24 protein-coding genes, 3 tRNA genes and 2 pseudogenes (1 of these 29 cut by a window edge) are annotated in these 22,485 nt (G+C 59.4%); 17 read left to right on the top strand and 12 right to left on the bottom strand.

Annotated features, from left to right (window positions below):
• The first annotated feature begins 2 nt into the window (after positions 1-2).
• Both dhaL and dhaM read left to right on the top strand, forming a co-directional pair.
• Positions 3-611 carry a dihydroxyacetone kinase subunit DhaL gene (gene dhaL / locus HMPREF3158_RS11640; RefSeq protein ID WP_070498641.1) on the top strand — a complete coding sequence of 203 codons (609 nt, stop codon included), beginning with the start codon at positions 3-5 and terminating at the stop codon, positions 609-611.
• A 3-nt stretch (positions 612-614) separates the two neighbouring features.
• Positions 615-1,310: a dihydroxyacetone kinase phosphoryl donor subunit DhaM gene (dhaM, locus tag HMPREF3158_RS11635; RefSeq protein WP_061922923.1), complete on the top strand. Its 696-nt coding sequence runs from the start codon at positions 615-617 to the stop codon at positions 1,308-1,310.
• Here dhaM and HMPREF3158_RS11630 read toward each other — a convergent pair.
• The 3 genes and pseudogenes from HMPREF3158_RS11630 to HMPREF3158_RS12825 form a co-directional block, all read right to left on the bottom strand.
• Positions 1,307-1,873, bottom strand: a pseudogene (locus HMPREF3158_RS11630) (SDR family NAD(P)-dependent oxidoreductase); the annotation flags it as partial. The gene dhaM and the pseudogene HMPREF3158_RS11630 overlap by 4 nt on opposite strands.
• 24 nt (positions 1,874-1,897) lie before the next feature.
• Entirely contained in the window at positions 1,898-2,068 is a 171-nt protein-coding gene (locus tag HMPREF3158_RS13230) for an SDR family oxidoreductase (RefSeq protein WP_223197499.1), read from the bottom strand.
• Between the two features lie 82 nt (positions 2,069-2,150).
• Positions 2,151-2,270: pseudogene (locus HMPREF3158_RS12825) on the bottom strand (hypothetical protein); the annotation flags it as partial.
• A 104-nt stretch (positions 2,271-2,374) separates the two neighbouring features.
• On the opposite strand from HMPREF3158_RS12825, the gene HMPREF3158_RS11625 reads away from it, so the two are divergent.
• The 5 genes from HMPREF3158_RS11625 (at position 2,375) to HMPREF3158_RS11605 (ending at position 6,661) form a co-directional block, all read left to right on the top strand.
• Positions 2,375-3,508 carry a sensor histidine kinase gene (locus HMPREF3158_RS11625; RefSeq protein WP_246816215.1) on the top strand — a complete coding sequence of 378 codons (1,134 nt, stop codon included), beginning with the start codon at positions 2,375-2,377 and terminating at the stop codon, positions 3,506-3,508.
• Positions 3,505-4,182, top strand: a complete 678-nt coding sequence (locus HMPREF3158_RS11620) for a response regulator (RefSeq protein WP_070498607.1) — start codon at positions 3,505-3,507, stop codon at positions 4,180-4,182. Before HMPREF3158_RS11625 ends, HMPREF3158_RS11620 begins: the two co-directional genes overlap by 4 nt.
• A gap of 73 nt (positions 4,183-4,255) precedes the next feature.
• Complete coding sequence (locus HMPREF3158_RS11615; protein WP_062040427.1) at positions 4,256-5,170, top strand: ABC transporter ATP-binding protein; 915 nt, start codon at positions 4,256-4,258, stop codon at positions 5,168-5,170.
• Positions 5,167-5,913, top strand: coding sequence for an ABC transporter permease (locus HMPREF3158_RS11610; RefSeq protein WP_061922892.1), 747 nt, complete (start codon positions 5,167-5,169; stop codon positions 5,911-5,913). Before HMPREF3158_RS11615 ends, HMPREF3158_RS11610 begins: the two co-directional genes overlap by 4 nt.
• A gap of 4 nt (positions 5,914-5,917) precedes the next feature.
• Positions 5,918-6,661, top strand: a complete 744-nt coding sequence (locus HMPREF3158_RS11605) for an ABC transporter permease (protein ID WP_061922889.1) — start codon at positions 5,918-5,920, stop codon at positions 6,659-6,661.
• 154 nt (positions 6,662-6,815) lie between these two features.
• On the opposite strand, the gene HMPREF3158_RS11600 is transcribed toward HMPREF3158_RS11605, so the two are convergent.
• Both HMPREF3158_RS11600 and ppgK read right to left on the bottom strand, forming a co-directional pair.
• Positions 6,816-8,264, bottom strand: coding sequence for an RNA polymerase sigma factor (locus HMPREF3158_RS11600; RefSeq protein ID WP_062039495.1), 1,449 nt, complete (start codon positions 8,262-8,264; stop codon positions 6,816-6,818).
• 197 nt (positions 8,265-8,461) lie between these two features.
• Positions 8,462-9,262 (bottom strand): polyphosphate--glucose phosphotransferase, encoded by an 801-nt coding sequence (gene ppgK, locus HMPREF3158_RS11595; protein WP_070498605.1) that lies wholly within the window; start codon positions 9,260-9,262, stop codon positions 8,462-8,464.
• A gap of 35 nt (positions 9,263-9,297) precedes the next feature.
• Between ppgK and HMPREF3158_RS11590 the strand changes: the two genes are divergently transcribed.
• Positions 9,298-10,161: an inositol monophosphatase family protein gene (locus tag HMPREF3158_RS11590; protein ID WP_070498603.1), complete on the top strand. Its 864-nt coding sequence runs from the start codon at positions 9,298-9,300 to the stop codon at positions 10,159-10,161.
• A gap of 108 nt (positions 10,162-10,269) precedes the next feature.
• Positions 10,270-10,560, top strand: a complete 291-nt coding sequence (locus HMPREF3158_RS11585; protein ID WP_061922875.1) for a DUF4193 domain-containing protein — start codon at positions 10,270-10,272, stop codon at positions 10,558-10,560.
• Between the two features lie 130 nt (positions 10,561-10,690).
• Here the strand turns inward: HMPREF3158_RS11585 and HMPREF3158_RS11580 are convergent, their stop codons facing one another.
• Positions 10,691-11,227, bottom strand: a complete 537-nt coding sequence (locus HMPREF3158_RS11580; protein ID WP_082787704.1) for a DUF3093 domain-containing protein — start codon at positions 11,225-11,227, stop codon at positions 10,691-10,693.
• Between the two features lie 70 nt (positions 11,228-11,297).
• Between HMPREF3158_RS11580 and dut the strand changes: the two genes are divergently transcribed.
• The 5 genes from dut (at position 11,298) to dxs (ending at position 16,695) form a co-directional block, all read left to right on the top strand.
• Positions 11,298-11,771, top strand: a complete 474-nt coding sequence (gene dut / locus HMPREF3158_RS11575; RefSeq protein WP_062038749.1) for a dUTP diphosphatase — start codon at positions 11,298-11,300, stop codon at positions 11,769-11,771.
• 37 nt (positions 11,772-11,808) lie between these two features.
• Positions 11,809-12,687, top strand: a complete 879-nt coding sequence (locus tag HMPREF3158_RS11570) for a DUF3710 domain-containing protein (RefSeq protein WP_371326211.1) — start codon at positions 11,809-11,811, stop codon at positions 12,685-12,687.
• Between the two features lie 97 nt (positions 12,688-12,784).
• Entirely contained in the window at positions 12,785-13,381 is a 597-nt protein-coding gene (locus tag HMPREF3158_RS11565; RefSeq protein WP_141741053.1) for a DUF3159 domain-containing protein, read from the top strand.
• On the top strand, positions 13,374-14,672 hold the full coding sequence (locus HMPREF3158_RS11560) for a class I SAM-dependent RNA methyltransferase (RefSeq protein WP_256374597.1): 1,299 nt from the start codon (positions 13,374-13,376) through the stop codon (positions 14,670-14,672). The genes HMPREF3158_RS11565 and HMPREF3158_RS11560 overlap by 8 nt, the downstream gene beginning before the upstream one ends.
• A 118-nt stretch (positions 14,673-14,790) precedes the next feature.
• Complete coding sequence (gene dxs / locus HMPREF3158_RS11555; protein ID WP_062038758.1) at positions 14,791-16,695, top strand: 1-deoxy-D-xylulose-5-phosphate synthase; 1,905 nt, start codon at positions 14,791-14,793, stop codon at positions 16,693-16,695.
• 3 nt (positions 16,696-16,698) lie between these two features.
• Here the strand turns inward: dxs and HMPREF3158_RS11550 are convergent, their stop codons facing one another.
• A complete protein-coding gene (locus HMPREF3158_RS11550; RefSeq protein ID WP_061922861.1) occupies positions 16,699-17,946 on the bottom strand; it encodes an HRDC domain-containing protein in 1,248 nt (415 codons plus the stop codon).
• 40 nt (positions 17,947-17,986) lie between these two features.
• The gene (locus HMPREF3158_RS11545) at positions 17,987-18,607 is read right to left on the bottom strand and encodes a DUF3000 domain-containing protein (protein WP_070498599.1); all 621 of its coding nucleotides are present in this window, start codon (positions 18,605-18,607) and stop codon (positions 17,987-17,989) included.
• 218 nt (positions 18,608-18,825) lie between these two features.
• Between HMPREF3158_RS11545 and hemQ the strand changes: the two genes are divergently transcribed.
• Complete coding sequence (gene hemQ, locus HMPREF3158_RS11540) at positions 18,826-19,527, top strand: hydrogen peroxide-dependent heme synthase (RefSeq protein ID WP_061922855.1); 702 nt, start codon at positions 18,826-18,828, stop codon at positions 19,525-19,527.
• Between the two features lie 58 nt (positions 19,528-19,585).
• Here hemQ and msrB read toward each other — a convergent pair whose 3' ends face one another.
• The 4 genes from msrB to HMPREF3158_RS11520 all read right to left on the bottom strand — a co-directional run bounded on the left by msrB (position 19,586) and on the right by HMPREF3158_RS11520 (position 22,085).
• Complete coding sequence (msrB, locus tag HMPREF3158_RS11535; RefSeq protein WP_061922852.1) at positions 19,586-19,999, bottom strand: peptide-methionine (R)-S-oxide reductase MsrB; 414 nt, start codon at positions 19,997-19,999, stop codon at positions 19,586-19,588.
• A 10-nt stretch (positions 20,000-20,009) separates the two neighbouring features.
• Positions 20,010-21,227, bottom strand: a complete 1,218-nt coding sequence (locus tag HMPREF3158_RS11530; protein ID WP_246816214.1) for a glycosyltransferase family 87 protein — start codon at positions 21,225-21,227, stop codon at positions 20,010-20,012.
• Between the two features lie 10 nt (positions 21,228-21,237).
• Positions 21,238-21,915: a dihydrofolate reductase family protein gene (locus tag HMPREF3158_RS11525; protein WP_070498597.1), complete on the bottom strand. Its 678-nt coding sequence runs from the start codon at positions 21,913-21,915 to the stop codon at positions 21,238-21,240.
• Between the two features lie 98 nt (positions 21,916-22,013).
• Positions 22,014-22,085 (bottom strand) — tRNA-Val (locus tag HMPREF3158_RS11520).
• Between the two features lie 229 nt (positions 22,086-22,314).
• On the opposite strand from HMPREF3158_RS11520, the gene HMPREF3158_RS11515 reads away from it, so the two are divergent.
• Both HMPREF3158_RS11515 and HMPREF3158_RS11510 read left to right on the top strand, forming a co-directional pair.
• Positions 22,315-22,390 (top strand) — tRNA-Gly (locus tag HMPREF3158_RS11515).
• A 50-nt stretch (positions 22,391-22,440) separates the two neighbouring features.
• Positions 22,441-22,485 (top strand) — tRNA-Val (locus tag HMPREF3158_RS11510); it runs 53 nt beyond the window's last position.

The raw sequence follows: 22,485 nt of genomic DNA, 5'->3' as shown, positions 1-22,485 counted from the left end.
GGATGAAAGGTTGTGCCGAACAAGCCCACGAGCACCGGGAGGAGCTTATTGAGCTCGACCGCGTCATCGGCGATAGTGACCATGGTGAAAACGTGGACCGTGGTTTCCGTGCGGTCGTGGAAAAGCTCGAAGCAGATGCCTCGGAAAGCATCGTGGATGTGCTGAAGCTGACGGCCAAGACCTTGATGTCCACCGTCGGCGGCGCATCTGGTCCGCTTTTGGGAACTGCATTCCTGCGCGCTGCTAAGTCAGTCGGCGGTGAAGCGCTTGATGGCGCTGGCGCGGCCGCGCTCATTGAGGCGGCACTCGAGGGCATCACCACCCGTGGTAAGGCCGCCGATGGGGAGAAGACCATGGTTGATGCGTGGGCGCCGGCGGCGCGTGCTGCCCGCGAGCAGGCTGATGCCGGGGCGGGAGTTGCCGACGTTCTGCGCGCGGCAGCCGATGCCGCAGCCGAAGGCGCCGAGGCAACCATTCCACTCGTTGCTACCAAGGGCCGTGCTTCCTACTTGGGTGAGCGCTCTGTTGGCCATAAGGATCCAGGTGCTGCTTCGACCGCGCTGTTTATTGCTGCAGCTGCTGACGCTGCTTCTGCTGTAAAGGAGGGTTAGGGCATGGCAGAACCGAAAGTGGGCTTGGTCCTAGTTTCGCACTCAGCCAAGCTGGCCGAAGGCCTTGCTGAGCTGGCTGGGCAGATGGCCGCTGACGTGCGTATCGCAGCCGCGGGTGGTCTGGAGTCCGGTGAAATCGGAACCTCGTATGACCTCATCGAGTCGGCTATTAATGACCTGCTCGGGGAAGGCCTCGCAGTTGTTGTTCTCACCGACTTGGGCTCGGCAACAATGACCGTTGAGTCGGTGCTGGAGTTCCTTGACGATGAGCCGGTGAAGTTCGTGGACGCACCGCTCGTGGAGGCTGCTATCGCTGCGGCTACTGCGGCGCAGCAAGGTGATGACCTTGACGAAGTTGCTGTTGCTGCCGAGCGCGCCATCGAGGTGTTCGTGCCAAAGAAAGTGGCGGAACGCAAGGCAGACGTCGCAGACGGCGATGCATACTCACGGTCGGCAACCGTGGCTGATGCTGCTGGTCTCCATGCACGCCCTGCAGCGAAGGTGGCTGAGATGGCCGCGGAGGCAAGTGGCGACATTGTCATTGCATTCGATGACGACCGAGCTGATGCCGATTCCGCCATGATGCTGATGTCCTTGGGCGCCGCGCAAGGCGACACCGTGACGATCATCGGTGATTCAGCGGATAAGCCGATTGTCGACAAAATCGCTGATGCTATTGCGGATGGTCTCGATAACTAGGTTGACAGCACCTGGTAGATGACCTTGGCTACGCGGTCGGGCACCATGTTGCGGGCTACGCGGGCTGCCTTGTCTTGGGCGCCGACGCCCCAGTGGAGGCGGCCTTTGTCCCAGCGGTTCTTGGGGTTGGCGGCGCGCCAGATGGCTTGCGCGACGTCGTCTGGCGTGAGGTTTACGCCGAGGCGTGTGACCGTCTTGGACTTGACGTCGGAGATGGGCGTCTTTGCCCATAGGGGGTTGATGTCGAGCACGCGGATCTTGTCGCGTCGCCACTCGAGGTCGAGGGTTTCGGTCATGGACTGGACGTAGGCCTTGGTGGCGGCGTAGACGCCGACGTCGGGAATGCCGTAGCAGCCGGCGATGGAGGCGATGTTGATCAGCTGTGAGCCGGGGGTCTTCTTCAGATAGGGGTAAGCAGCGCGTGCGCCGAGGGTGACGCCTAGTGCGTTGACGTCGATGACGGCGCAGATGCGGTTGGGGTCGCTTTCCGCGATGGTGGCGGAGTCGATGATGCCGGCGTTGTTGTCGAGGATGTCGAGCCTGCCGCCGGTGAGTTTGGTGAACTCGGAAAGGGCAGCGTCCCAGGACTACGGTTTGGTTACGTCAAGCTCGTAGAAGGTGATGCCGTCACCGAGGAACGAATCGTCGGCTGGTGGACGGAGATCGCCCAGTCCAACGATGTAGCCTTCATTGCGGAAAATACGGGCTACGGCGAGACCGAAGCCGCCGCAGCCGCCGGAGATAAAAATCGACTTCATTCCGCAATGCTAACTGTTTCCTAAGTCACAAGAAAGAGTTTTATAGGCCGATGTCTTTGTTTTCTTTTGTGGCTTTGGCTCGCTAGAAGGCGAATACTAGCATCATGATTGTGATGGCCACCAGCATGATGATTGCGGCGGGGTTTCCGCTGAAGTTCTCGACGAGGACTGGCCAGCCGATGGCAGCGGTCATGATGGGGAAGGCGGCGAAGGAGGTCTATTTAGGCCCGGCCTAGGAAAGAAATGACCGACGGAATCGTACTCAGGCATGACTACTTAACTCGTCTAACCGGATAGCGTAGAGGCGTGGAAGTCTTTTCTGATAGGCGAATGATTCGTGACCTTGCGGCGTCGCTTTTGTGCGGAGCGGCGTCTCTCATCGGTAGGGACCTGATGTCTCGGCCGCTCTTTGACTACCTGATTATCGCCTTGGTCGTGCTAGTGCCAATTACTGGCAGGCGGTGGCCGCGCCTAGTGGTCTTCGTTGCATCAGTGGTGCTCTTCGCCAGCCTGTTCCAAGTGGAACTCACCGTAGGCATCATAATCCTTGCGGGGCAGGTCGCCTACATTATTCGCCGCAGGCTGGAAGAGCCCCTACGTCGAATAATGACTATTGGGATGCTTGCTGCGGACTTTATCGGCGTATTTTGGGTGAGCCAAACGGTACAGGAAGCAGCACAGGATATTGCGCGGAGCCTTTTCGTCGTGGGCTGGAGCCTACTGGTCCTTGCGGTATGCATGCTTGTGGGTGAACTGCGTAGGAGAGCAGAGGAAGAACGCACACGGGAGATTTCGCGTGCTCTAGAGAAACAACGCCTGGAATTCGAGAAAAGCTCGACGGAACAACGGGCGTTCATCGCACGTGAGATCCATGACGTCGTCACGCACTCGCTATCGGTCATAGTTGCCCAGGCCGATGGGGCGCTCTACACCAAAGACACGGAAGCGCAAGAAGAAGCTTTGAAGTCTATTTCCCGCGTGGGAAGGACCTCTTTGCGGGAGATGCGGGGAGTCGTGGGCTTGCTGCGCACAGGGGAAAAGCGCGGCACTCAACCGATGGCGGGATTCGGTGATCTTTCAGAACTCATTAACAGCGTTAGAAGCGCTGGCATTGCTGTGGGATATCGCTGCACAGGAACGCCACCTGAAGAGCTTTCCGCCGCGACGTCGCTAAGTCTGTACCGAATTGTCCAAGAGGCTTTGACCAATGCGAACAAACATGGTGGCGGGCAAGCAGACGTACTAGTCGAATGGCTTGAAGGTATCGTCCGCCTTGAGGTGCGCAATGGATATATGGGTGATGCCCGAGGCGAGGGACATGGCATTGCTGGCATGAAGGAACGAGCGGAATTGGTTGGAGGCACCTTCCAACAGCGCAGTGACGCTGGCACATGGATAGTAGAAACAGAGTTGCCCACCGTAGGAGGAAGTAAGCAATGAAAGTCGGATTGGTAGATGACCAGATTCTCTTCCTGCACGGGATTGCCCAGATCATTGGCTCGCAGCCAGACATGGATGTTATCTGGCAAGCAAACGATGGCGAAGATGCGCTGACCCAATGCGCGGCCACGCCTGCTGATGTGGTGCTCATGGATGTACAGATGCCTGTCCGCGATGGAATTAGCGCCACTGCTGAAATCGCATCCACTTTTCCGGAGACGAAGGTCATCATTCTGACAACCTTCGATGACGAAGACTACGTAGTAGCTGGGCTGCGAGCAGGAGCGAGTGGCTTCGTGCTCAAGGACGCAGAGCCAGAGGAGCTACTAAGCGCGTTGCGCACTGTCTATCGCGGAGACGCGGTAATCTCACCCCGCGCCACTAAGCGCCTTGTCCACAGTATGAGGGATGATTCCACGGACACGCTGAGTATTAGCGGCGTAGACCGTCGGGTACTTGAGTCGCTGACTGCCCGTGAACAAGAAATCCTTGAAGCAATCGGGATGGGATGGTCCAACACAGAGATATGTGAGCGGATGTTCATCTCTATGCCGACCGTCAAGACGCACGTTGGACGAGTACTCGCCAAGACGAGTTCTAGGGACCGTGTACACGCAGCCCTTTTCGCCTATCGCACAGGAGTTGTCTCCCGTGCTGACCTGCTTAGCTCCTAATACCCCGGTATGACTCGCAAAATCGTGCCTCGCGGCGATGTGCGGCGTAGGCGCGCCGGGCAACGATTGAGTTATGAGCACAGAATATGTTGTCGAAACTCAGGGTTTGACCAAGGAATATAAGGGATTCAAGGCCGTCGACGGCCTTGATATGGCAATCGGCCACGGTGTCGTTCACGGATTGTTGGGGCCAAATGGTTCGGGCAAGTCCACGACCATGAAAATGCTTTTGGGTCTGGCAAAGCCGACCGAGGGAAGCATCAGCTTGTTCGGTGAGCCTTTCGGGCCTAAGACGCGCAGCCGGGCCTTGGCCCGCACCGGCTCGCTCATCGAGCAGCCTTCGGCCTATTTGCACCTCACCGGGCGAGAGAACCTGCGCATCGCTGCGCGGCTTCTACGCGCTGAAGCAGAAGACGTGGATCGCGCAGTGCACCTCGTGCGGCTGGAAAAGCAGCTGGACAAGCAAGTAGCGAACTATTCCTTGGGCATGAAGCAGCGCCTCGGCATCGCAATGGCTATGATTCGTAACCCGCAGCTTCTGATCCTTGATGAACCAACGAACGGTCTTGACCCTGCCGGTATCGAAGAGATTCGCAATCTCATCGTCAGCCTCGCTGCCGATGAGGGGCGAACGGTATTGGTTTCGAGCCACCTTCTCTCGGAAATCGAAAAGATGGCTAGTGAGCTGACCATTATTAATCGCGGGCAGTTGCTCTTCCAAGGTACAAAGCAGGAGCTTTTCCATTCCCAGCCGCCTGAAGTCTTTATTGAAACTCCGAACCCCAAGGAAGCGGCGCAAGCACTCGCGGGTATCTCAGTGCGCTTTGTAGAAGGTGGCATTCGGGTTCCGAACTTAAGCGAGCGCGACGTCGCGGGGGCTTGCGCGCAGCTCGTCAACCATGGCGTGCCCATCTACCAGGTGCTAAGAACGCACCGCAGTCTCGAAGAGATCTTCATTTCGATTACGGGACGAGGTGGCTTGCAATGATGCTGCAGAATGAATATGCCAAGATGCGGCATACCCGGATGCTGCCGCTTGCCCTTGCTGTCACGCTCGCCATCGTTGCTTTTTCCAGTATGAATCTGGTGGGTGAGCACACCGCCGAACAATTTCAGCAAGATCCGCATAGTCAATGGGGCGGGCATCTCCTTGGCTACATCATGGCGACGGCCTTCCTCACTCCGGTGCAGGTGGCATTGTTAGCCAGCCGCGCAGCCGATGTAGAGCATCTCCACGGCGGCTGGCGGCTCAATTCCATCGCCGGGTACCGCCGCGGTGGTCTGCTCCGCGCGAAGTTCGCAGCTTTAGCCCTTGTCCTAGCCGCAGTAAAGGTAGTTGAATTGCTCGCGGTCTTGACCACTCCATTCCTCTTTGGCGCACAGTCGATTGATTCACTCGGCACATGGGTTCTCACAGCAGCTGGTCTATATGGAACCTCGTGCGCACTGATGGCGATTTTCTTGTGGCAGGCAGCACGCGTGGAATCCCAGCTCGTGGTGCTCAGCACTGGGGTAGTAGGCGGCTTCCTCGGTGTGGCAGGAATGCTTTCCCCAACCGCGGTCACGCTCATTAATCCCTTCGGCTACTACGCAGTCTTATCCCCATTTACCTTCCGCCCCGAAGGCCTAGCGAGCATCGAACCACTGTGGATTCCATGGGCACTTTTCATCGCCGTTGTAACCGTCATCTTCACCGTGCTTTGTCGCACGCTTGATTCCCAGGAGGAATAAGTTCATGTTTGCTATCGACCTGCTGAAATTTCGACGCTCTTACGTATGGGCTGTCACCTTCCTCGTGCCGTGTATAGCAGTCGGCATTGGTGCCGCGAATTATCACGCCAACTTGGCGCTACTTAATGCCGGATGGGCAAGCTATCTTTCCCAAGCAACGCTGTTCTACGGCCTAATCTTTATGACTGTGGGAGTGGCCATCATCGCTGCAGCTGCCTGGCGCCTGGAACACCGCAATCACAATTGGAACACTATTTTGACCTCACCGCGCTCGGCGGGAGAAGTAGTCGCGTCCAAGTTTTTCTCCATCATGGTCCTCATCGCGCTAATGCAGGCGGTGTTTATTGCGCTGGCATTAGGCATTGGACGCGGCTTAGGAATACAGGGAGAGATTTCGCCGCTCAACGTGAGCGCGCTGTTCTTAGCAATCATCCCGGCGTTCGCAGTCGGGGCCTGGCAATCCTTCTTCTCGATGATCTTTCGCAGCTTTGCCACGCCCGTGGCGATTTCACTTGTGGGCGCGATTGCCTCAGTTGGAATTCTCTACAGCGGTATTCGGCTCATCCCGATGCTGCTGCCACCGGCTATGGTTACGTCGACGATTTCGCTCGGCAGTACTGCCTTCAGCGCAGATGACACTCCTGATGTGTACGGTATCGCGTTCAGGATGGCTGTTTCTATCTGTTTCGTCATCGGAGCTTGGATTGCATCTGTTGTCTGGCTGCGAACCCATGATGTTGAGGCTTAGAACTCATCCCTAGGACTCATCCTTGGGACTCTTGCTTGTGCCACAGATGCAAAATGCCCTCGCGTCCCTCCGCAGCTTAGTGCTAACGGGGGGAGGAGAGGGCGGCGTCGGCAAGCGTGTGCGTCTTGTTGCTTGCCTTGGCTAGCTTGGTCTCTTAGTCGAGGTAATCGCGCAGCACCTGAGAGCGCGATGGGTGGCGCAGCTTGGACATGGTCTTGGACTCGATCTGGCGGATGCGCTCGCGGGTGACGCCGTAGACTTGGCCGATTTCGTCTAAAGTGCGCGGCATGCCGTCGGTCAGGCCGAAGCGCAGGCGGACAACGCCGGCCTCACGCTCAGACAGGGTGGTGAGCACGTCCTGGAGCTGGTCCTGCAGCAAGGTGAAGGATACGGCGTCGACAGCGATGACTGCCTCGGAATCCTCGATGAAGTCACCCAGCTGGGAATCGCCCTCATCACCAATGGTCTGGTCCAGGGAAATAGGCTCACGAGCATACTGCTGGATCTCCAGCACCTTTTCCTCGGTGATATCCATTTCCTTCGCCAGTTCCTGCGGGGTGGGCTCGCGGCCCAGATCCTGCAGCAGCTCACGCTGGATGCGGCCCAGCTTGTTGATGACCTCAACCATGTGGACCGGGATACGAATGGTGCGGGCCTGGTCCGCCATAGCGCGGGTAATGGCCTGGCGGATCCACCACGTGGCGTAGGTGGAGAACTTGTAGCCCTTGGTGTAGTCGAACTTCTCAACCGCACGGATAAGGCCCAGGTTGCCTTCCTGGATGAGGTCCAAGAAAGCCATGCCGCGGCCGGTGTAGCGTTTCGCAAGCGAAACGACGAGTCGGAGGTTCGCCTCCAGCAGATGGTTCTTTGCCTTGCGGCCATCACGGGCGATGGAACGCAGGTCGCGCTTTTCCATAGGGGAGAGCTTGGCGGCCTTATCGCCCTCAGCGCGTGCCTTTTCCATCTCATCCATGCGGTACTGCGCGTAGAGGCCAGCCTCAATGCGCTTTGCCAGGGAGACCTCCTGCTCAGCGTTAAGGAGGGCGACCTTACCGATCTGCTTGAGGTAAGCGCGGACGGAGTCAGCAGAAGCGGTCAGCTGTGCATCCTTGCGCGCCTGGCGCAGGGTAGCGGACTCTTCCTCGTCCCAGACAGAGGAAGAATCCTCTTCGTCGTCTTCATCGTCCTCATCCGCATCGAGTTCGTCATCAGAATCGCCGAACTCGTCATCGTCCATGTCCGCGTTATCTGGATCGAAGTCAGCGTCATCCTGGTCCGCGTCATCTACCAGCTCGTCCTCGAGCTCGTCAGAAGCGGTCTCGAGCTGTTCCTGCTTCTCCTCAGGAGCGGCCGCGGCCTTCTGCGCAGACTTGCGGACGGTCTTTTTAGCAGATTTCTTCGCAGTCTTGCGAGTAGTCTTCTTGGCCGTCTTCTTAGCAGTCTTTTTGGCCGTTTTCTTCGCGGTCTTTTTGGCGGTCTTCTTCGCGGCCTTCTTTGCGGTTTTCTTGGCCGTCTTTTTGGCGGTCTTCTTGACAGGGGCAGATGCCTCGGCGGCATCAGTGCCCTCGCCGAGAACCTGGTCTGAAGAATCAGTGGCTGCCACGTACGCCCTTTCGACTTGCTTGTGATTGAAAACAGCAAGGTTAGACAAGGTCCAACCTTTGGGGCCATGCTACGAGCTCGCCACATCAGGGCGGGTTAGGCACGCCGCGTGCTGTTTAGATTAAGGATCGACGGCCCAGTATAGATGATCTTGCCTTTAAGGCGGTTAACTGGGGCCGATTAGCTATGTGATTGCTGTTACGGCTTAAGGCCCTGCTGGGCTGCCATAGCCGCACCCACGATGCCCGCACGATTGCGTAACTGCGCTGGGGCAACGGGAGTAGAAGTGGTGAGTTTATCGCCCCACTTTTCCCACTTGCGGGAAATGCCGCCGCCAATGATGAAAGCGTGGGGATTGAAAAGCTTTTTGTATTCTTCCAATACTCGGTCAAGGCGCTTGACCCATTCCTTGTACTTCAGTCCCTCGCGCTCCTTTACAGCAGAGGACGCCTGGTGCTCAGCCTCGGCATCGCCGACCATCATGTGGCCCAACTCCGTATTAGGGAAGAGCTTGCCGTCCAGCAGGAACGCGGAGCCGATACCAGTGCCGAGGGTCAGGAAGATGACCGAGCCCGTGCGCGCCACCGCGTCGCCGTAGGCAACCTCGGCGAGGCCGGCAGCGTCGGCGTCGTTAAGCACCACGAAAGGCTGATCCAGGTACTGGGCGAAAAGCTCCTGCGCATCCACGCCAATCCAGGACTTGTCGATGTTGGCGGCACTGAGCACCTTCTGATCTTTCACCACGGAAGGCAGAGTGATACCCACCGGGCCCTCCCAGTTCTTTTCCGCCACAATCTGCGCGACGATCGTCGCCACGGCCTCCGGGGTGGACTTTTCCGGGGTAGCAATCTTTAGACGCTCGCCCACGAACTCGCCGTTTGCTAGGTCTACTTCCGCGCCCTTGATGCCGGAACCTCCGATGTCGATGCCAAAAGAGTGCTCGGCCTGGGCTGGGGCGGCGTGCTTTTCGGTGCTGGTTTCAGCTGTAGTGCCAGTCATAGGCATCAAGTCTAGGCAAATGCATAATTGTTGGCATGGCTAGCTTTGATAGGGATGTAATTAGCGTCGAAGAGCTGCGCGATTTTGCCGCGGCTACTGCCCGTGCCGCCGCCGAACGTATTCGCGCGCAAAGAGCGGCGCTTATCGACGCCGACGGTCTTGCCGCGCACACGCAGACGAAGTCGAGTGCGGTGGACCCCGTCACCGAGGTGGATCAAGCAACTGAGCATTTCATCACCGAGCAGATCGTCTCCGCGCGTCCTGGCGACGGCATCTTGGGTGAGGAAGGCGCGGACGTTTTAGGTAGCACCGGCATTACCTGGATTGTCGATCCCATCGATGGCACCGTGAACTTCCTCTATGGCCTCAATGAGTATGCGGTGTCCATCGGCGCCGCCGTGGATGGCGAGATCGTCGCTGGCGCCGTCATCAACGTGGTGCGCGGCGATCTCTACTCGGCGGCCCTGGGGCACGGCGCCACGTTAGAAACGTCCGATGGCACTGTACGAAAGCTTCACTGCCGCACCGAAACCGATCCTGCGCTAGCCCTGGTGGCAACGGGCTTCGGGTACGCAGCGGGGCGTCGCCAAGCGCAGGCGGAATTGCTCACCCGTCTGCTTCCGCAGGTACGTGATATTCGTCGCATGGGCGCGGCCGCGCTCGACCTGTGCCGCGTGGCGGAGGGAAGCGTCGACGCCTACTACGAGCACGGAATTAACGCCTGGGACTGCGCCGCCGGTGCCATCATCGCAGCTGAAGCCGGAGCTGTAGTTAATCGCCCAGGATTGAATAAAGGCGCAAAAGACGGCGAATTAACCTGGGCCTGCGGGGGTAGCCTGGCCTCGGCATTTTCCCAGCTTCTCGAAGAAAATGGTGCCCTAGAGCCACTGCGGGGGTAGGAATCTGACGCGCCTGCGGCGGGGCGAGTATGACATCGCAGCAAATGTGTTTTAGGATGCGCACGATAAATACCTATCCCAACCACATGACTAATAGGGGCGTACACTATGGCCACCGATTATGACGCACCGCGTCGCCGTGTAGAAGACGAGCTGGAAGCCGACTCTCTCGAAGGTCTGAAGGCTGCCGAAACCGACAACAACGGCATGGACGACGATGGAGAAATCGTCGAGGCTTTCCAGCCACCGACAGTGGATCTCACCGGTGAGGAACTCAACGTCACCGTCATCCCGCGTCAGGAAGACGAGTTCACCTGCTCTTCCTGCTTCCTGGTGCAATCCAACAAGCGCTTGTCCCACGAGGAAGATGGTCAGCCGATCTGCCTCGACTGCGCATAGGCGAGAAATCAAATTCCCCTCTGCGGGCGACTTACCCTTTGGAGCAATAGTTCCTTTCGGAGCAATAACTTGGGTAAGCGGCGCAGAAGGGAATTTTTATGTCTTGCTGCCTTTAGGGAGCTTGCGGCTCTTAAGTGTTAGGGCGATCTGCCGGATCTAAGAAGGCATTTAGCACCTGCTGTGGGTTCTTGGTGGCAACGAGCCAGTACGGAGTTGGATCCTCTGGATCATCCAGAACCAGCATCACGTGCTCATCGATCCAGCCATGCGTGACCAGGAAGGCGGCTGGGTCGAACTGCGGTCCAAGGGCGCTGCGGCGCGCCGACTTTGGCACCACCATGGAGCGCTGCACGACATCGTGGGGAAGCTGCGCGTCTTTGACCACGAGCCAGCGGGTGCCATCAGCATCCTTTTCCACGCGCAGGACGGTGCCGGACCAAGAAACCATGACCCAAATTGCGATGGCGCTTAAGACCACGGCCGGGATGATGATCCACCAAATATTGCGGTTCAGGCTGACCGTCGCGGTGGTAATCGCCACGACGAAGGCTGCCATGAACCAGAAATACCACGGCACCCATTGGCGCTCGCTGTAGAGGACCTCCGGCGCGGGGCTGCCTGCTACGTCGGCTGCGGTTTGGGAAGCGGAAGCAGAATTCTTAGACACGGGAAGTAAGTGTAGTCACTTAGGCCCTGCTTTAGCGAAGCCGTTGTGGCGCCACGGTAGGCTAGTGCGGGTGAATGAGACGAACCCATTAATCGATCCTGCAAGCCCATTTGGCCCTGTCAAGGTACGCCGTCTGGATAAGGAGCTGCCGCTGCCGCAACGCGCACACCGTGGCGACGCCGGCGCTGACCTCTGCGCGGCAGAATCGGTCGACATCGCCCCGGGCGAGCGCGTCCTCGTGGGAACCGGCATCGCGGTCGCACTTCCGCTGGGCACCGTTGGCCTTGTCCACCCGCGCTCCGGCCTGGGCGCCAAGCACGGTGTTTCGGTGATCAACACGCCGGGCACCATCGACGCCGACTACCGCGGCGAAATTAAGGTCTGCTTGATTAACCACGACCTGCACGAGACTTTCCACGTGGAGCGCGGCATGCGCATCGCGCAGCTGCTCATCCAGCGCGTGGAGCTGGTCGATTTCGAGGAAGTCGAAGAACTCGACGAGACCGTGCGCGGCACCGGCGGCTATGGCTCCACTGGTGTTTAGGTAGCGCGCGAGAAAAGTTTGGAGAACAATTATGCCTATGTGGCCTTTTTCTAAGAAGAAATCTGACTCCCAAAGCGATGAAGCCCAGGACCTTGAAACCCGTAATAAGGCCGAGGATCTCAGCGCGGCCGATGAAACTTCGGCGGCAGATGATGCTGCGCAAAGTGACGCTTCAGCTGCGCTTAGCGACGCCCCGTCCGGCCCAGAGGGCTTCAAAGCCTACAGCGTCGAGCACGACGCCGTGGGCGGCGAGATGGGTCCTTTTGACGGCGACCAAGTAAATATCCAGGACTTCGACTTCGAGGACTTCTCGGTAGGCCTTTTGGATTTGGGCTCCATGCGCATCCCGCTGCCAAAGGGCACCCAGGTCCAGGTGGAGATGGGCGAGCAGGGCCCGAAGATGCTCCACATCGTTAGCCAACATGGCCGCATGACGCCGGTTGCTTTTGCGGCGCCGCGAAAGCCGGGTCAGTGGGCTGAATCCGCGACGGACATCATTAATGGTCTCACCCGCGATGGCTTTGAGGCCCACGGCGAGGATGGCCCATGGGGCACCGAGATCGTCGGCACCAACCCGAATGGTGAAATCCGCATCATCGGCGTCGACGGCCCGCGCTGGATGTACCGCCTGACCCTTGCCGCACCGGCGGGCAAGCAGGAACAACTCGCAGAGCTTGGCCGTGAGGTCTTCGCCCGTACCTTTATCTATCGCGGCGAGGATCCGATCCTGGCTGGCAACTCTTTGCCGGTGACCTTGCCACAGCAGCTGGCCGAGCAGGTGCAGCAGGCAATGAAGCAGCGTGCCGAGGGCACCAGCGCCGATGGCGCAGACGCCCAGCGCACTGATTCTGCAGCAGCTGAAGCGGAGGCTGAGGCCAAGGCACAGCTGGATGAGTTGAACAAAGAAGAAAGCTAACGTGACGAAACCCGATAGTTCTAACGGCGCATCCGCGTCCAACGCGTCCAACGACGGAACCGCAACTACTGAGCAAGAGCCCACCCTTCTGGAGCAGATGGGCGGGCTTTCCGGTCTGGTATCTGCGACACTGCCCGTGGTGGTTCTCATTCCGGTCAACAACGTGTGGGGCTTGGGTCCTGCCTTGTTGGCCGCGCTTGGTGTTGCCCTCCTTATCGCCGTCTGGCGCATTGCCCGCAAGGAAACCCTGCAGCCTGCTATCTCCGGCCTGGTGGGCGTGGGCATTTGCGCCGCCATCGCGTGGTTCACGGGCGATGCAAAGGGCTACTTCCTCTACGGCATCTGGATGTCGCTGCTGTTTTTCATCGTGGCTGCCATCTCAATCGTGGTGCGCTGGCCGCTGGTCGGCGTCATCTGGAAAGGCATTAACGGCGAGGACATGCGCTGGCGCACCGTGGCGCCAGCCCGCCGCGCCTACGCCATCGCAACTGCCGGCTGGGCAGTGATCTTCCTGGCGCGTTTTATCGTGCAAAACGCCATTTACAACGCCGACAACACCACCGCGCTCGGCGTCGTGCGCATCCTGATGGGCTGGCCTCTTGCGGGCCTGGTTACCTTGTTGACCATCTGGATGGTCCGCCGTGCCAACGCCGCTGTCGAGGAAGCAACTGCTGAGGAGGCTATTCGTGACTAGCCCGGAGGTAACGATTACTAAGGGCGAGACTTTCGATGTCACCGTCGAGCGCATGGCACACGGTGGCGTGGGTATCGCGCATGCTCCCGACGGCCGCATCGTCTTCGTCCACGGCGCATTCCCCGGCGACGCCGTGAGCGTTATCGCACGTAAGGTCAAGAAGTCCTTCATTGAGGCTGACCTCGTGGACGTGAATACCGCTGGCTCCCTGCGCGTGGAGTCCGCCTGCCCGGCGGCTGCACAGGGTGCTGGCTGCTGTGATTTTCACGAGCTGGATCCGAATAAGGAATCAGAGATCAAGACCGAAGTCTTGACTGAGCAGCTGCGCCGCGTGGCCAAGCTGGAAGCAGATGAGCTCGAGCGCCTCAACATTGAGACCCGCGAGCTTGCCCCACAGCGCGGCTGGCGCACGCGCGTGCGGCTCGGCGTGGACCAGGAGGGCCGTGCTGGCTTGCGCAAGCGTGGCTCCACTGAGCTTGTCACCGATGTTGCCTGCACCCAGCTGGTGCCGGGCCTCGTCGACGGAATCGTAGGGGAGAACGCCCGTCGGTTCACCCCGGGTGCTGAAGTCATCGTCGTGATGGACAGCGAGGGAAACCGCCACGTCGTGGAATCCCGCCGTGCCCCGCGCGGGCGCCGCGTCGAAACCGTCCGCGAAGTTATTGAAGGCACCGGCACCGTGGTCGAGCGAGTAGGCGAGCACGCCTTTACCTTCCCGGCTACCGCCTTCTGGCAAGCTCACCGCGCCGCACCCGAGGCCTATACCTCGCTCGTGCGCGAGTGGCTCTCTGCTTCGTCAGCACCGGCGGATTCTTCTGGAGAATCCGCTGTGGCCTGGGACCTCTATGGAGGCGTGGGCCTTTTCGTGCCCGCGCTGCACGACGCCCTGGTAAGCAGCGGAGCGGCCGAGAAACCTGTAGACTTTGCCTCCCCGCAAATTTACTCCGTGGACTACTCGCCGGCAGCAGCTGCCACTAAGCAGGATTGCCTGGCGCCGTACTCCGTGGAGTTCCGCAGCGCCAAGGTGGAATCATCTGCGGCGCAGCTGCCCGCACCGCGCTTCGTGGTCCTTGACCCACCGCGCACCGGTGCTGGAGACGACGTCGTAAGTTCCGTCGCTAGCGCCGCACCGCGCAGCGTCGTCCATGTGGGCTGCGATCCAGCAACCTTCGCTCGCGACATCAAGGCGTGGAAGCAGGCCGGCTATGAACTCAAACGCTTGACCATGCTCAACGCCTTCCCCGGAACGCATCATTTCGAGACAATGGCGTTGCTACAGCCGCATAAATAGCCCTGTCCCCGCCGCCGCGGCTAACACCCAAGCTAATTCGAGGATTGCCGCCCTTAGCGCAGGAACGGGTACGGTAGAAAAGAAAAAGAACTGACAAGAAGGAGAAGAAGGCCGCTCCATGACCATTCTGGATACCATTGCGTCGCCTCGCGATTTGAAGGCTCTCTCCCCAGCACAACTGCGCCAGTTGGCTGATGAAATTCGTCAACGTCTGATTGAGAAGGTCTCCGTCACCGGCGGCCACCTAGGGCCTAACCTGGGCGTCGTGGAGCTGACCGTGGCCATCCACCGCGTGTTTGACTCCCCGCGGGATGCCATCGTTTTCGATACCTCCCACCAGTCCTACGTGCACAAGATGTTAACGGGGCGCACCGATCAGTTCGATACCCTGCGCCAGAAGGACGGCCTTTCCGGTTACACCGACCGCAGCGAGTCTGAGCATGACTGGACCGAGTCCTCCCACGCTTCTGCCGCGCTTTCTACCGTCGATGGTTTGTCCAAGGCCTTCAAGATCAAGGGTGAGAACCACCGCAACGCCGTGGCCGTCGTGGGCGATGGCGCGTTGACCGGTGGCATGTGCTGGGAAGCGCTCAACAACATCTCGGCCGATAAAGAACGCAACGCCGTCATCATCGTCAACGACAACGGCCGTTCCTATTCGCCGACCATCGGCGGTCTATCCGAGAACCTGGGTCGTATCCGTGCCCAGCATGGCTACGATGAGATCATGGAACAGGGCAAGAAGCGCCTGAAGTCCATGGGCTGGGTAGGCGAGCGCACCTTCGATGCGCTGCATGCCATCAAGGACGGCGTGAAGTCCACCGTCATGCCTACCGAGATGTTCCCAGAGCTTGGCATTAAGTATGTTGGCCCCATTAACGGCCACGACATCGACGCCGTGGTGCGCGCGCTTTCCTACGCCCGCGACTACGACGGCCCAATCATCGTCCACACCGTAACGGAAAAGGGCCACGGCTTTGCCCCAGCCGTCAACGAGCCGAAGGATCAGATGCACTCCACCGGTGCCATCGACCCAGTCACCGGCGTGCCAAAGGGCCAGAAGCAGCCGGGTTGGACCGCAGCTTTTTCCGAGGAGCTCATTAAGGCGGCAGAGAACCGCAAGGACATCGTGGCGATTACCGCTGCCATGGCAGGTCCTACCGGCCTCGCGCCTTTTGAGGAGCGCTTCCCAGAGCGCTTCTTCGACGTCGGCATCGCAGAGCAGCACGCCATGGCTTCGGCCTCTGGCTTGGCGCTAGCCGGCATGCACCCGGTGGTTGCTATCTACTCGACCTTCCTGAACCGTGCCGTGGACCAGGTCATCATGGACATCGCGTTGCTGAAGCTGCCGGTGACCATCGTCCTGGACCGCGCTGGTGTCACCGGCTCCGACGGCCCTTCCCACAACGGTGTGTGGGATATGGCCCTGATGAGCATCGTCCCAGGCATGCGCATTGCCGCTCCTCGCGACGGCGCCCGCCTGCGCGAGCTGTTCAACGAGGCCCTCGAGGTCAACGACGGGCCAACCGTCGTGCGTTTCCCCAAGGGCAACCTGCTTGATGACATCGAAGCAGTGGACCAGCTTTCCGACGGCGTGGACATCATCTACTACAACGATGCTGAGGAAGCTGCTTCCGATGTCCCAGACATCCTGCTCGTTGCCATCGGCGCGATGAGCACCCGTTCCCGCAACGCCGCGAAGCTGCTCGAAGAGCGCGGCTACAACGTCACCGTCGCCGACCCGCGCTGGGCGGTTCCGGTACCGCAGTCCCTGGTTGGCCTCGCGGCAGACCACGACCTCGTGGTCACCGTCGAGGACGGCATCATCCGTGGCGGCATTGGCTCCATGATCGCAGAGGCGCTGAATGCCGCTGAGGTGGATACGCCGCTGCGCCGCATGGGCGTGGCCAACTACTTCCCACGCCACGCAAGCCGCGGCGAAGTGCTGGAGGAAAACAGCCTCACCCCGGAGGAAATCGCCGCAGCCGTCGAGGACTGGCTGGGTACCATCACCGAAGGCTAGGGCCTAGCTGCCGGAATAATCGAGCCCTTCTTCCAGAATCGGTTGAAGGAGCTCGATTTGCCATTCTCTGGTTCCTTCATCCCGTAGGAAAGGCGCGATATCGCTTTCGTCTGTGACGAGTCCGCCCACGGAACCCTCGCGTCGTGCCTGCGGCGGGCAGCCAGCGGCCCACACCACCGCACGCAACGTGGCGGGCTTGATGATGATTTCCCACGGCATGCCCAATTCCTCACCGAGCTCTTCGCAATCGGTGCGCAGGTCCTGGAACACTCGCCACAGATGCGGGTGGTCCTTGTTCCACACCGTCTTGGAAGGAACGCGGGAAGGCTCCCGCTTCTTGCTCGGCCACTCGCGCCGATCTATCTCGTGCGCCTGTTGGACTACCGCCAGCCACTGCAGGCCCGCCCCGTGGCGCTTGCGCGGCACGCCCTTGATGCGGGCAAAATCGCGGGGAGAATCGGGCAGCTGGCGTGCGATGTCCACGAGCACGCGGTGCGGCAAGACGCGGTTTGGTGCGGTGTCAGTCTCACGGGCAATCTTCTCCCGCTTGGTCCACAGCAGCTTCGCCACGATGAGCTGTTCCGACTTGTGAAGGGCCTTGAGCCCCTTGAGCCCGCGCCAGGTACGTGGCGCCGGCTCCTTGATGCCGGCATGCTCGGCCACGATTGCCGCGAATTCTTCATAGGCCCAGTCGAGTTTGTCTTGCTCAGCCAAGATATCGCGCAAGGCCTCCGCGAGCTCTAAGAGCAACTCGACGTCGAGGGCCGCATAGGCACGCAAGTCCAGGCTCAAGTTCGGCTCAGACCAGTCAGCATCGCCGTAGCCTTTTTCTAGCTCGACGTCGAAAAGCTCTGCAACCATGGAGCCTAAATTCGCATGCTCAAACCCTGCCATGCGGGCGGCGAGTTCAGTATCAAAAAGAGTGCCTGGATATAGCCCCAACCAGGCCAGGCACGGCAAATCTGAGGGCGCGGCGTGGACTACCCACGCGGAATCATTAAGCACCGGCGCAAGCGCTGCCGTGAGCTGTTTGCGTTTACCCTCCGGTGCAAAGAGGAAGGTTCCGGCGCCTTTGCGGCGCACCTGAACCAAAAATGCGCGGTCATCATATCGATACGAGGACGCACGCTCAGTATCGATAGCGAAAGGGCCCTCGCCAGCTGCCAGCGCACTAGCCGCGGCTTTAAACTCCGCCGCGGTGCGCAAAACCTCTGGAGTGCCTTCCGCTGGTCTGGTCCGCAATTCAGTCATAGTAGCCAGCCTACAAGTCTGGTGTGACACGGAGCGGTAGTTAACGTCCGAGCTCTGTAACGCCCTCCGGTGGCAGGCCGGCGACGTTCGCGAGAACCTGGGCAAAGGCCTCAACGTGCGGGGTTAGGTTCAGATCCGCAGCAGTCCAGGAGGCGCGCATCTCCAACTGGTAGGCGCGCGGCGGGCCGCCGATCTCGCCGTAACGGACAGAGGCGGTCGAGGTAACCGTGCCGCCCAAGTTGGTGTGCGTTGCGCCGTTGGCCTCCATGGCCTCGTTGAGCCACTGCCAAGCGACGTCGGGAAGCAGCGGGTCACCCGCGACCGCATCGTCCATATCTGCCTGGATATAGGCCACCAGACGCATAGCACCTTCCCATGCCTCTTCGGCGCCGGGATCGTGCAGGAGGATAAGGCGGCCGAAGGCATCGCCCTCGGCGTCCGTTGGAACCACGTCGGTGCCTTCCGCGGGGTCGCCAATTTCCAGGCCAACAGCGTGGCTATACGGCGCCAGGCGCTGCGGCGGGCGAATGGTGCCCCAAGTGATTTCGGGGCGCAGCTGTGCCGCGTGCATGGAATCTACAGCGGCATTGAAGACGGTGGGCGTCGTTGCCTCTTCCTGTGCGGAAGTGGCCTTGGCTGCGGCGTGCTCGTGCAGGCTCATTGGGGTGCCTGCCGGGGTGCTCGAAGTTGCGTCGGAATTGCTCACGAGGTTCAAGCTATAGTTTTCGGCTCGGAATAGGGCGAAGGCGCGCCGGAACTCGGTGAGCTGCCCGACAAATGAGGCAGGGCGGTGGCAGGGGAAATGGAAATGGCCGCCTATCCAACTTATGATGGATAGGTATTTCAAAATGAATCCGCTTTTCAAGGAGACGGTCCATTATGGCGAAGGTTAACTTCCAAGAGCTCAACGCAGTACAGCAGTATTCCCAACACGCGGTGTTCAAGGTCATCCCGGGTGCCCTGGGAACCGAGCGCGCGGACATCGTGACCCAGGCGCAGGAGTTCTTCAAGGCTCTCGAAGCTGCAGGGAAGGTAACCGTCCGTGGAATCTATGATCTTTCGGGCATGCGCGATTCTGCCGATTTCATGATCTGGTGGCACGCCGAGCAGTTTGAGGACATCCAGAAGGCATTTGCGGACTTCCGCCGAGAGACCGTTCTCGGCCAGGTCTCTGAGGTGACCTGGGTAGGCAACGCCCTGCACCGTCCGGCAGAGTTCAACAAATCCCACCTGCCTTCTTTCATCATGGGTGAGGAACCAGGGGATTGGATTGCGGTCTACCCGTTCGTGCGTTCCTACGACTGGTACACCATGGATGAGGAAAAGCGCCGCCGCATCCTGATGGAGCACGGCATGCAGGCCCGCGACTACCCAGACGTGCGTGCGAACACCGTGCCATCCTTCGCGCTCGGCGACTACGAGTGGATCCTCGCCTTCGAGGCTCCAGAGCTACACCGCATCGTCGACCTGATGTACCTGATGCGCTACACCGAGGCCCGCCACTACGTGCGCGAGGAGATTCCTTTCCACACCGGCCGTCGTGTCAAGGACGTCGCCGAGCTCATCGCGGTGCTGCCTTAAGAAGGCTGCCTTAGGTTGCTGCCTAAAGCAACCTACTTAGGTATTTGGCAAACGCGGCCTAATCCTCGATGGGTTTTTCCTCGAGGTTGAGGCAGATCGAGTTGATGCAGTAGCGCTGATCCGTCGGGGTGTTATAACCCTCGCCAGTAAATACGTGGCCCAAGTGGGACTCACAGTTGGCGCACAACACCTCGGTGCGGGTCATGCCGTGTGAGGTATCAACTCTTTCGATGACGGCCTCTCCAGCCAATGGGGAAAAGAAGGAAGGCCAGCCACAGTGGGACTCGAACTTTTCCGTAGAGCGGAAAAGTTCGGCTCCGCAGGCCTTGCAGGAGTACACGCCCTCGGTGGTGGTGTTGGTGTACTCACCAACGTGAGGCGCCTCAGTGCCAGCTTGACGCAGCACACGGTATTCCTCGGCGCTTAGCCGGTTGCGCCATTCAGTATCGGCAATGAGCTTGAAATCAGTCATGCCGGGAAGTCTAGACCTTGGTCTCGTCCTGCCGCCACCATCCGGCAACCGATGCGGCGATCAAGACAATCAGCAGGCCCCAGCCAATTGTTGCGCTGAACACGGCCATCCAGTATCCCGCGGTGGGCCAGGGCACCGAAGTCCACTTGACTGGCGCGAGGAATAAAAATGCCACGCACCACGCCGGGACGGTATGGAATACCGAACGTGGCAGAAAAACGGTAAAGACCAGCGGGATAAGCCACATGGAGTAGTACTGCTGGCCCAGCGAGGACAGGAAGAAGATTCCCGCCATAATTGCGCCTGAGGTGGTCAAAGCCCAGAACACCGGCTCCGTATCGCGCCATTTGAGTAGGCCCAGGATGCTAAACGCGCACGCCGCGGCGGCGGCGAGCCAAACGGCGTAGAACGGGGCGTCGCCAACCCCAAAATAAGCCTGCACGCCCGGCCACGAGCTGTTGGCGAAGTCGCGCGTTTGCCCGAGATAAGGCACGAGCTTGTCCAGGTAGCCGCTGGCGCCCGGGGTAAGTGGCCAAGCGACGGCGTTGAAGCTGACCGGCACCGCGACGCTTAAGGCGGCGCTTAGCCACCGTTTCTTTACCAGCGTTAGGAAGAGTAACGGCCCAAACTGGGGTTTGATGAGGATGGCCAAGCCCAACACCAGCCCCGCGATGATGTGGCTGCGGCGGTGCGAATCCAAAATGCCCCAGAGGAATACCGCCATGGCCAAGAAGAGAATTCCGTTGATGTTGGTGAAGGCAAGGGTATTGGTTACTGCCTCCGTGGCAAAAGCCAAGATGATGGAGGCAGGAAATACCGGGCTACGTAGGTTGCGTCCGACGAGTTTGATGAGGACGGCGAGGGCGCCGATGATGGCCAATGCATTGACCACAATGAAGCCGCAGCGCGCCACCGTGAGATCCATCCACCCTAAGGGCGAAAGTAGAAGCGTGGCGCCTGGATTGTAGAGATAGAGCGGATCGACATGCGTGTAGTCCTGCTCGTAGACGGGAATGCCTTGCAGGAAGCGGCGCATGGCCGAATGCACGGTAGTAAAGTCGTCGGTGGTGGTGCCGTTTAACGCGACGATGACAACGCGATGGAACACCAACAACAGTGCAATCGGCCAAGCCGCGGTTTTAAAAACCTTGATGCTTCGCGAGCCATACGAAGATTTTGTGTCCAATGGCAACGCGTCAGCAGTTGGAGAGAGACTCGGAGATTTCACGATGTGCAGTTTACGGGGCACCTACTACGGCGTAGCGCAGAAACACCGTGCCGTCAGCGTCCGGGATTACGCTTTCAAGCGACAGGCTCAACGGCTGTGCATTAGCCGTTTCCTCATCCGGCGCGTGGACCAGCGGCTGGGAAACCGTGGGCGAAAGATGCGGGTCCAGGGTCAAATAGAGCTTGTCCACCATGCCTGCGGCAATGAAAAGGGAATAGATGCCTGGGCCGCCCTCGCAGCTGATGCGGGACCAGCCCTTCGCGCGAAGTGCCTCCACGACGGAAGGGATCGTGCCGTCACCAGTGCCTAGCAACGTGGCGCCGGCTTCCTCTAACCGCTTCGCCGCGGTGGTGCCTAGGTTCTCGTCTGGGGTCAAAATGATGGGCGGAGTTCCAACATTAAAAAGCTTCGACTCCACGTCCAAGTCAAGCGAGTTACTCATCACCGCAATGCGGGCCTTGCCAGGGGAGGAGCCCTCATAATCCTCGGCCTTGACCGTGCCTGAACCCACTACTGCAACGTCGGCCCACTCGCGCAGTGCTGCAAACAACGCGGCGTCGTTATCGTTGCCCATGGCATCCGAGGTGCCATCTATAGTGGCCGAACCAGAAAGGGTAGAGACCTCAATCAGACGGATTCCCGGCTCGTCAGGGCCGACCAACGTGGATACATCAATGCTTTCGCTCATGCCGGCCAGCCTAGTGGAGAAACAGCGCAGGAGATACAACGAGGAGATACAACAAAGCCGGCATCCTTCAATAAAAGATGCCGACTTTAAGAAAGCGGTGGTCCTAGCTGGGATTGAACCAGCGACCTTTCCGGTGTGAACGGAACGCTCTCCCACTGAGCTATAGGACCGCGGTGCGGTGTTGAATCTACACCTAGGGCGGCGGCAACTCCTAATCGGTCTATTGAAGAGAATTCTAAAATGACATTGGTGTAATTCGTTCGGTGAAAAGCGGTATCGAGCAGCGCTGTAAAAACAGCTAATTATCCTGCGGATTTGGAAACTTCGAAAGTGCGCGATAATGTTTCTACTCGCACCACGGCAGACGGTTGTTGCACACAGCAGTTTGTATGATGCAATGCGGATGTAGCGCAGTTGGTAGCGCATCACCTTGCCAAGGTGAGGGTCGCGAGTTCGAGTCTCGTCATCCGCTCCAAGACGTTAATCGGTAGCTATTCTGGTTAGCGTGTTGACAACAAAATATCGGCGCGATTAGCTCAGTGGGAGAGCGCTTCCCTGACACGGAAGAGG

The organism is Corynebacterium sp. HMSC06G04 (assembly GCF_001807365.1).
In the GTDB taxonomy this organism is placed as follows: Bacteria; Actinomycetota; Actinomycetes; order Mycobacteriales; family Mycobacteriaceae; genus Corynebacterium; species Corynebacterium simulans.
This window is presented reverse-complemented; position numbering and strand designations above follow the sequence as displayed.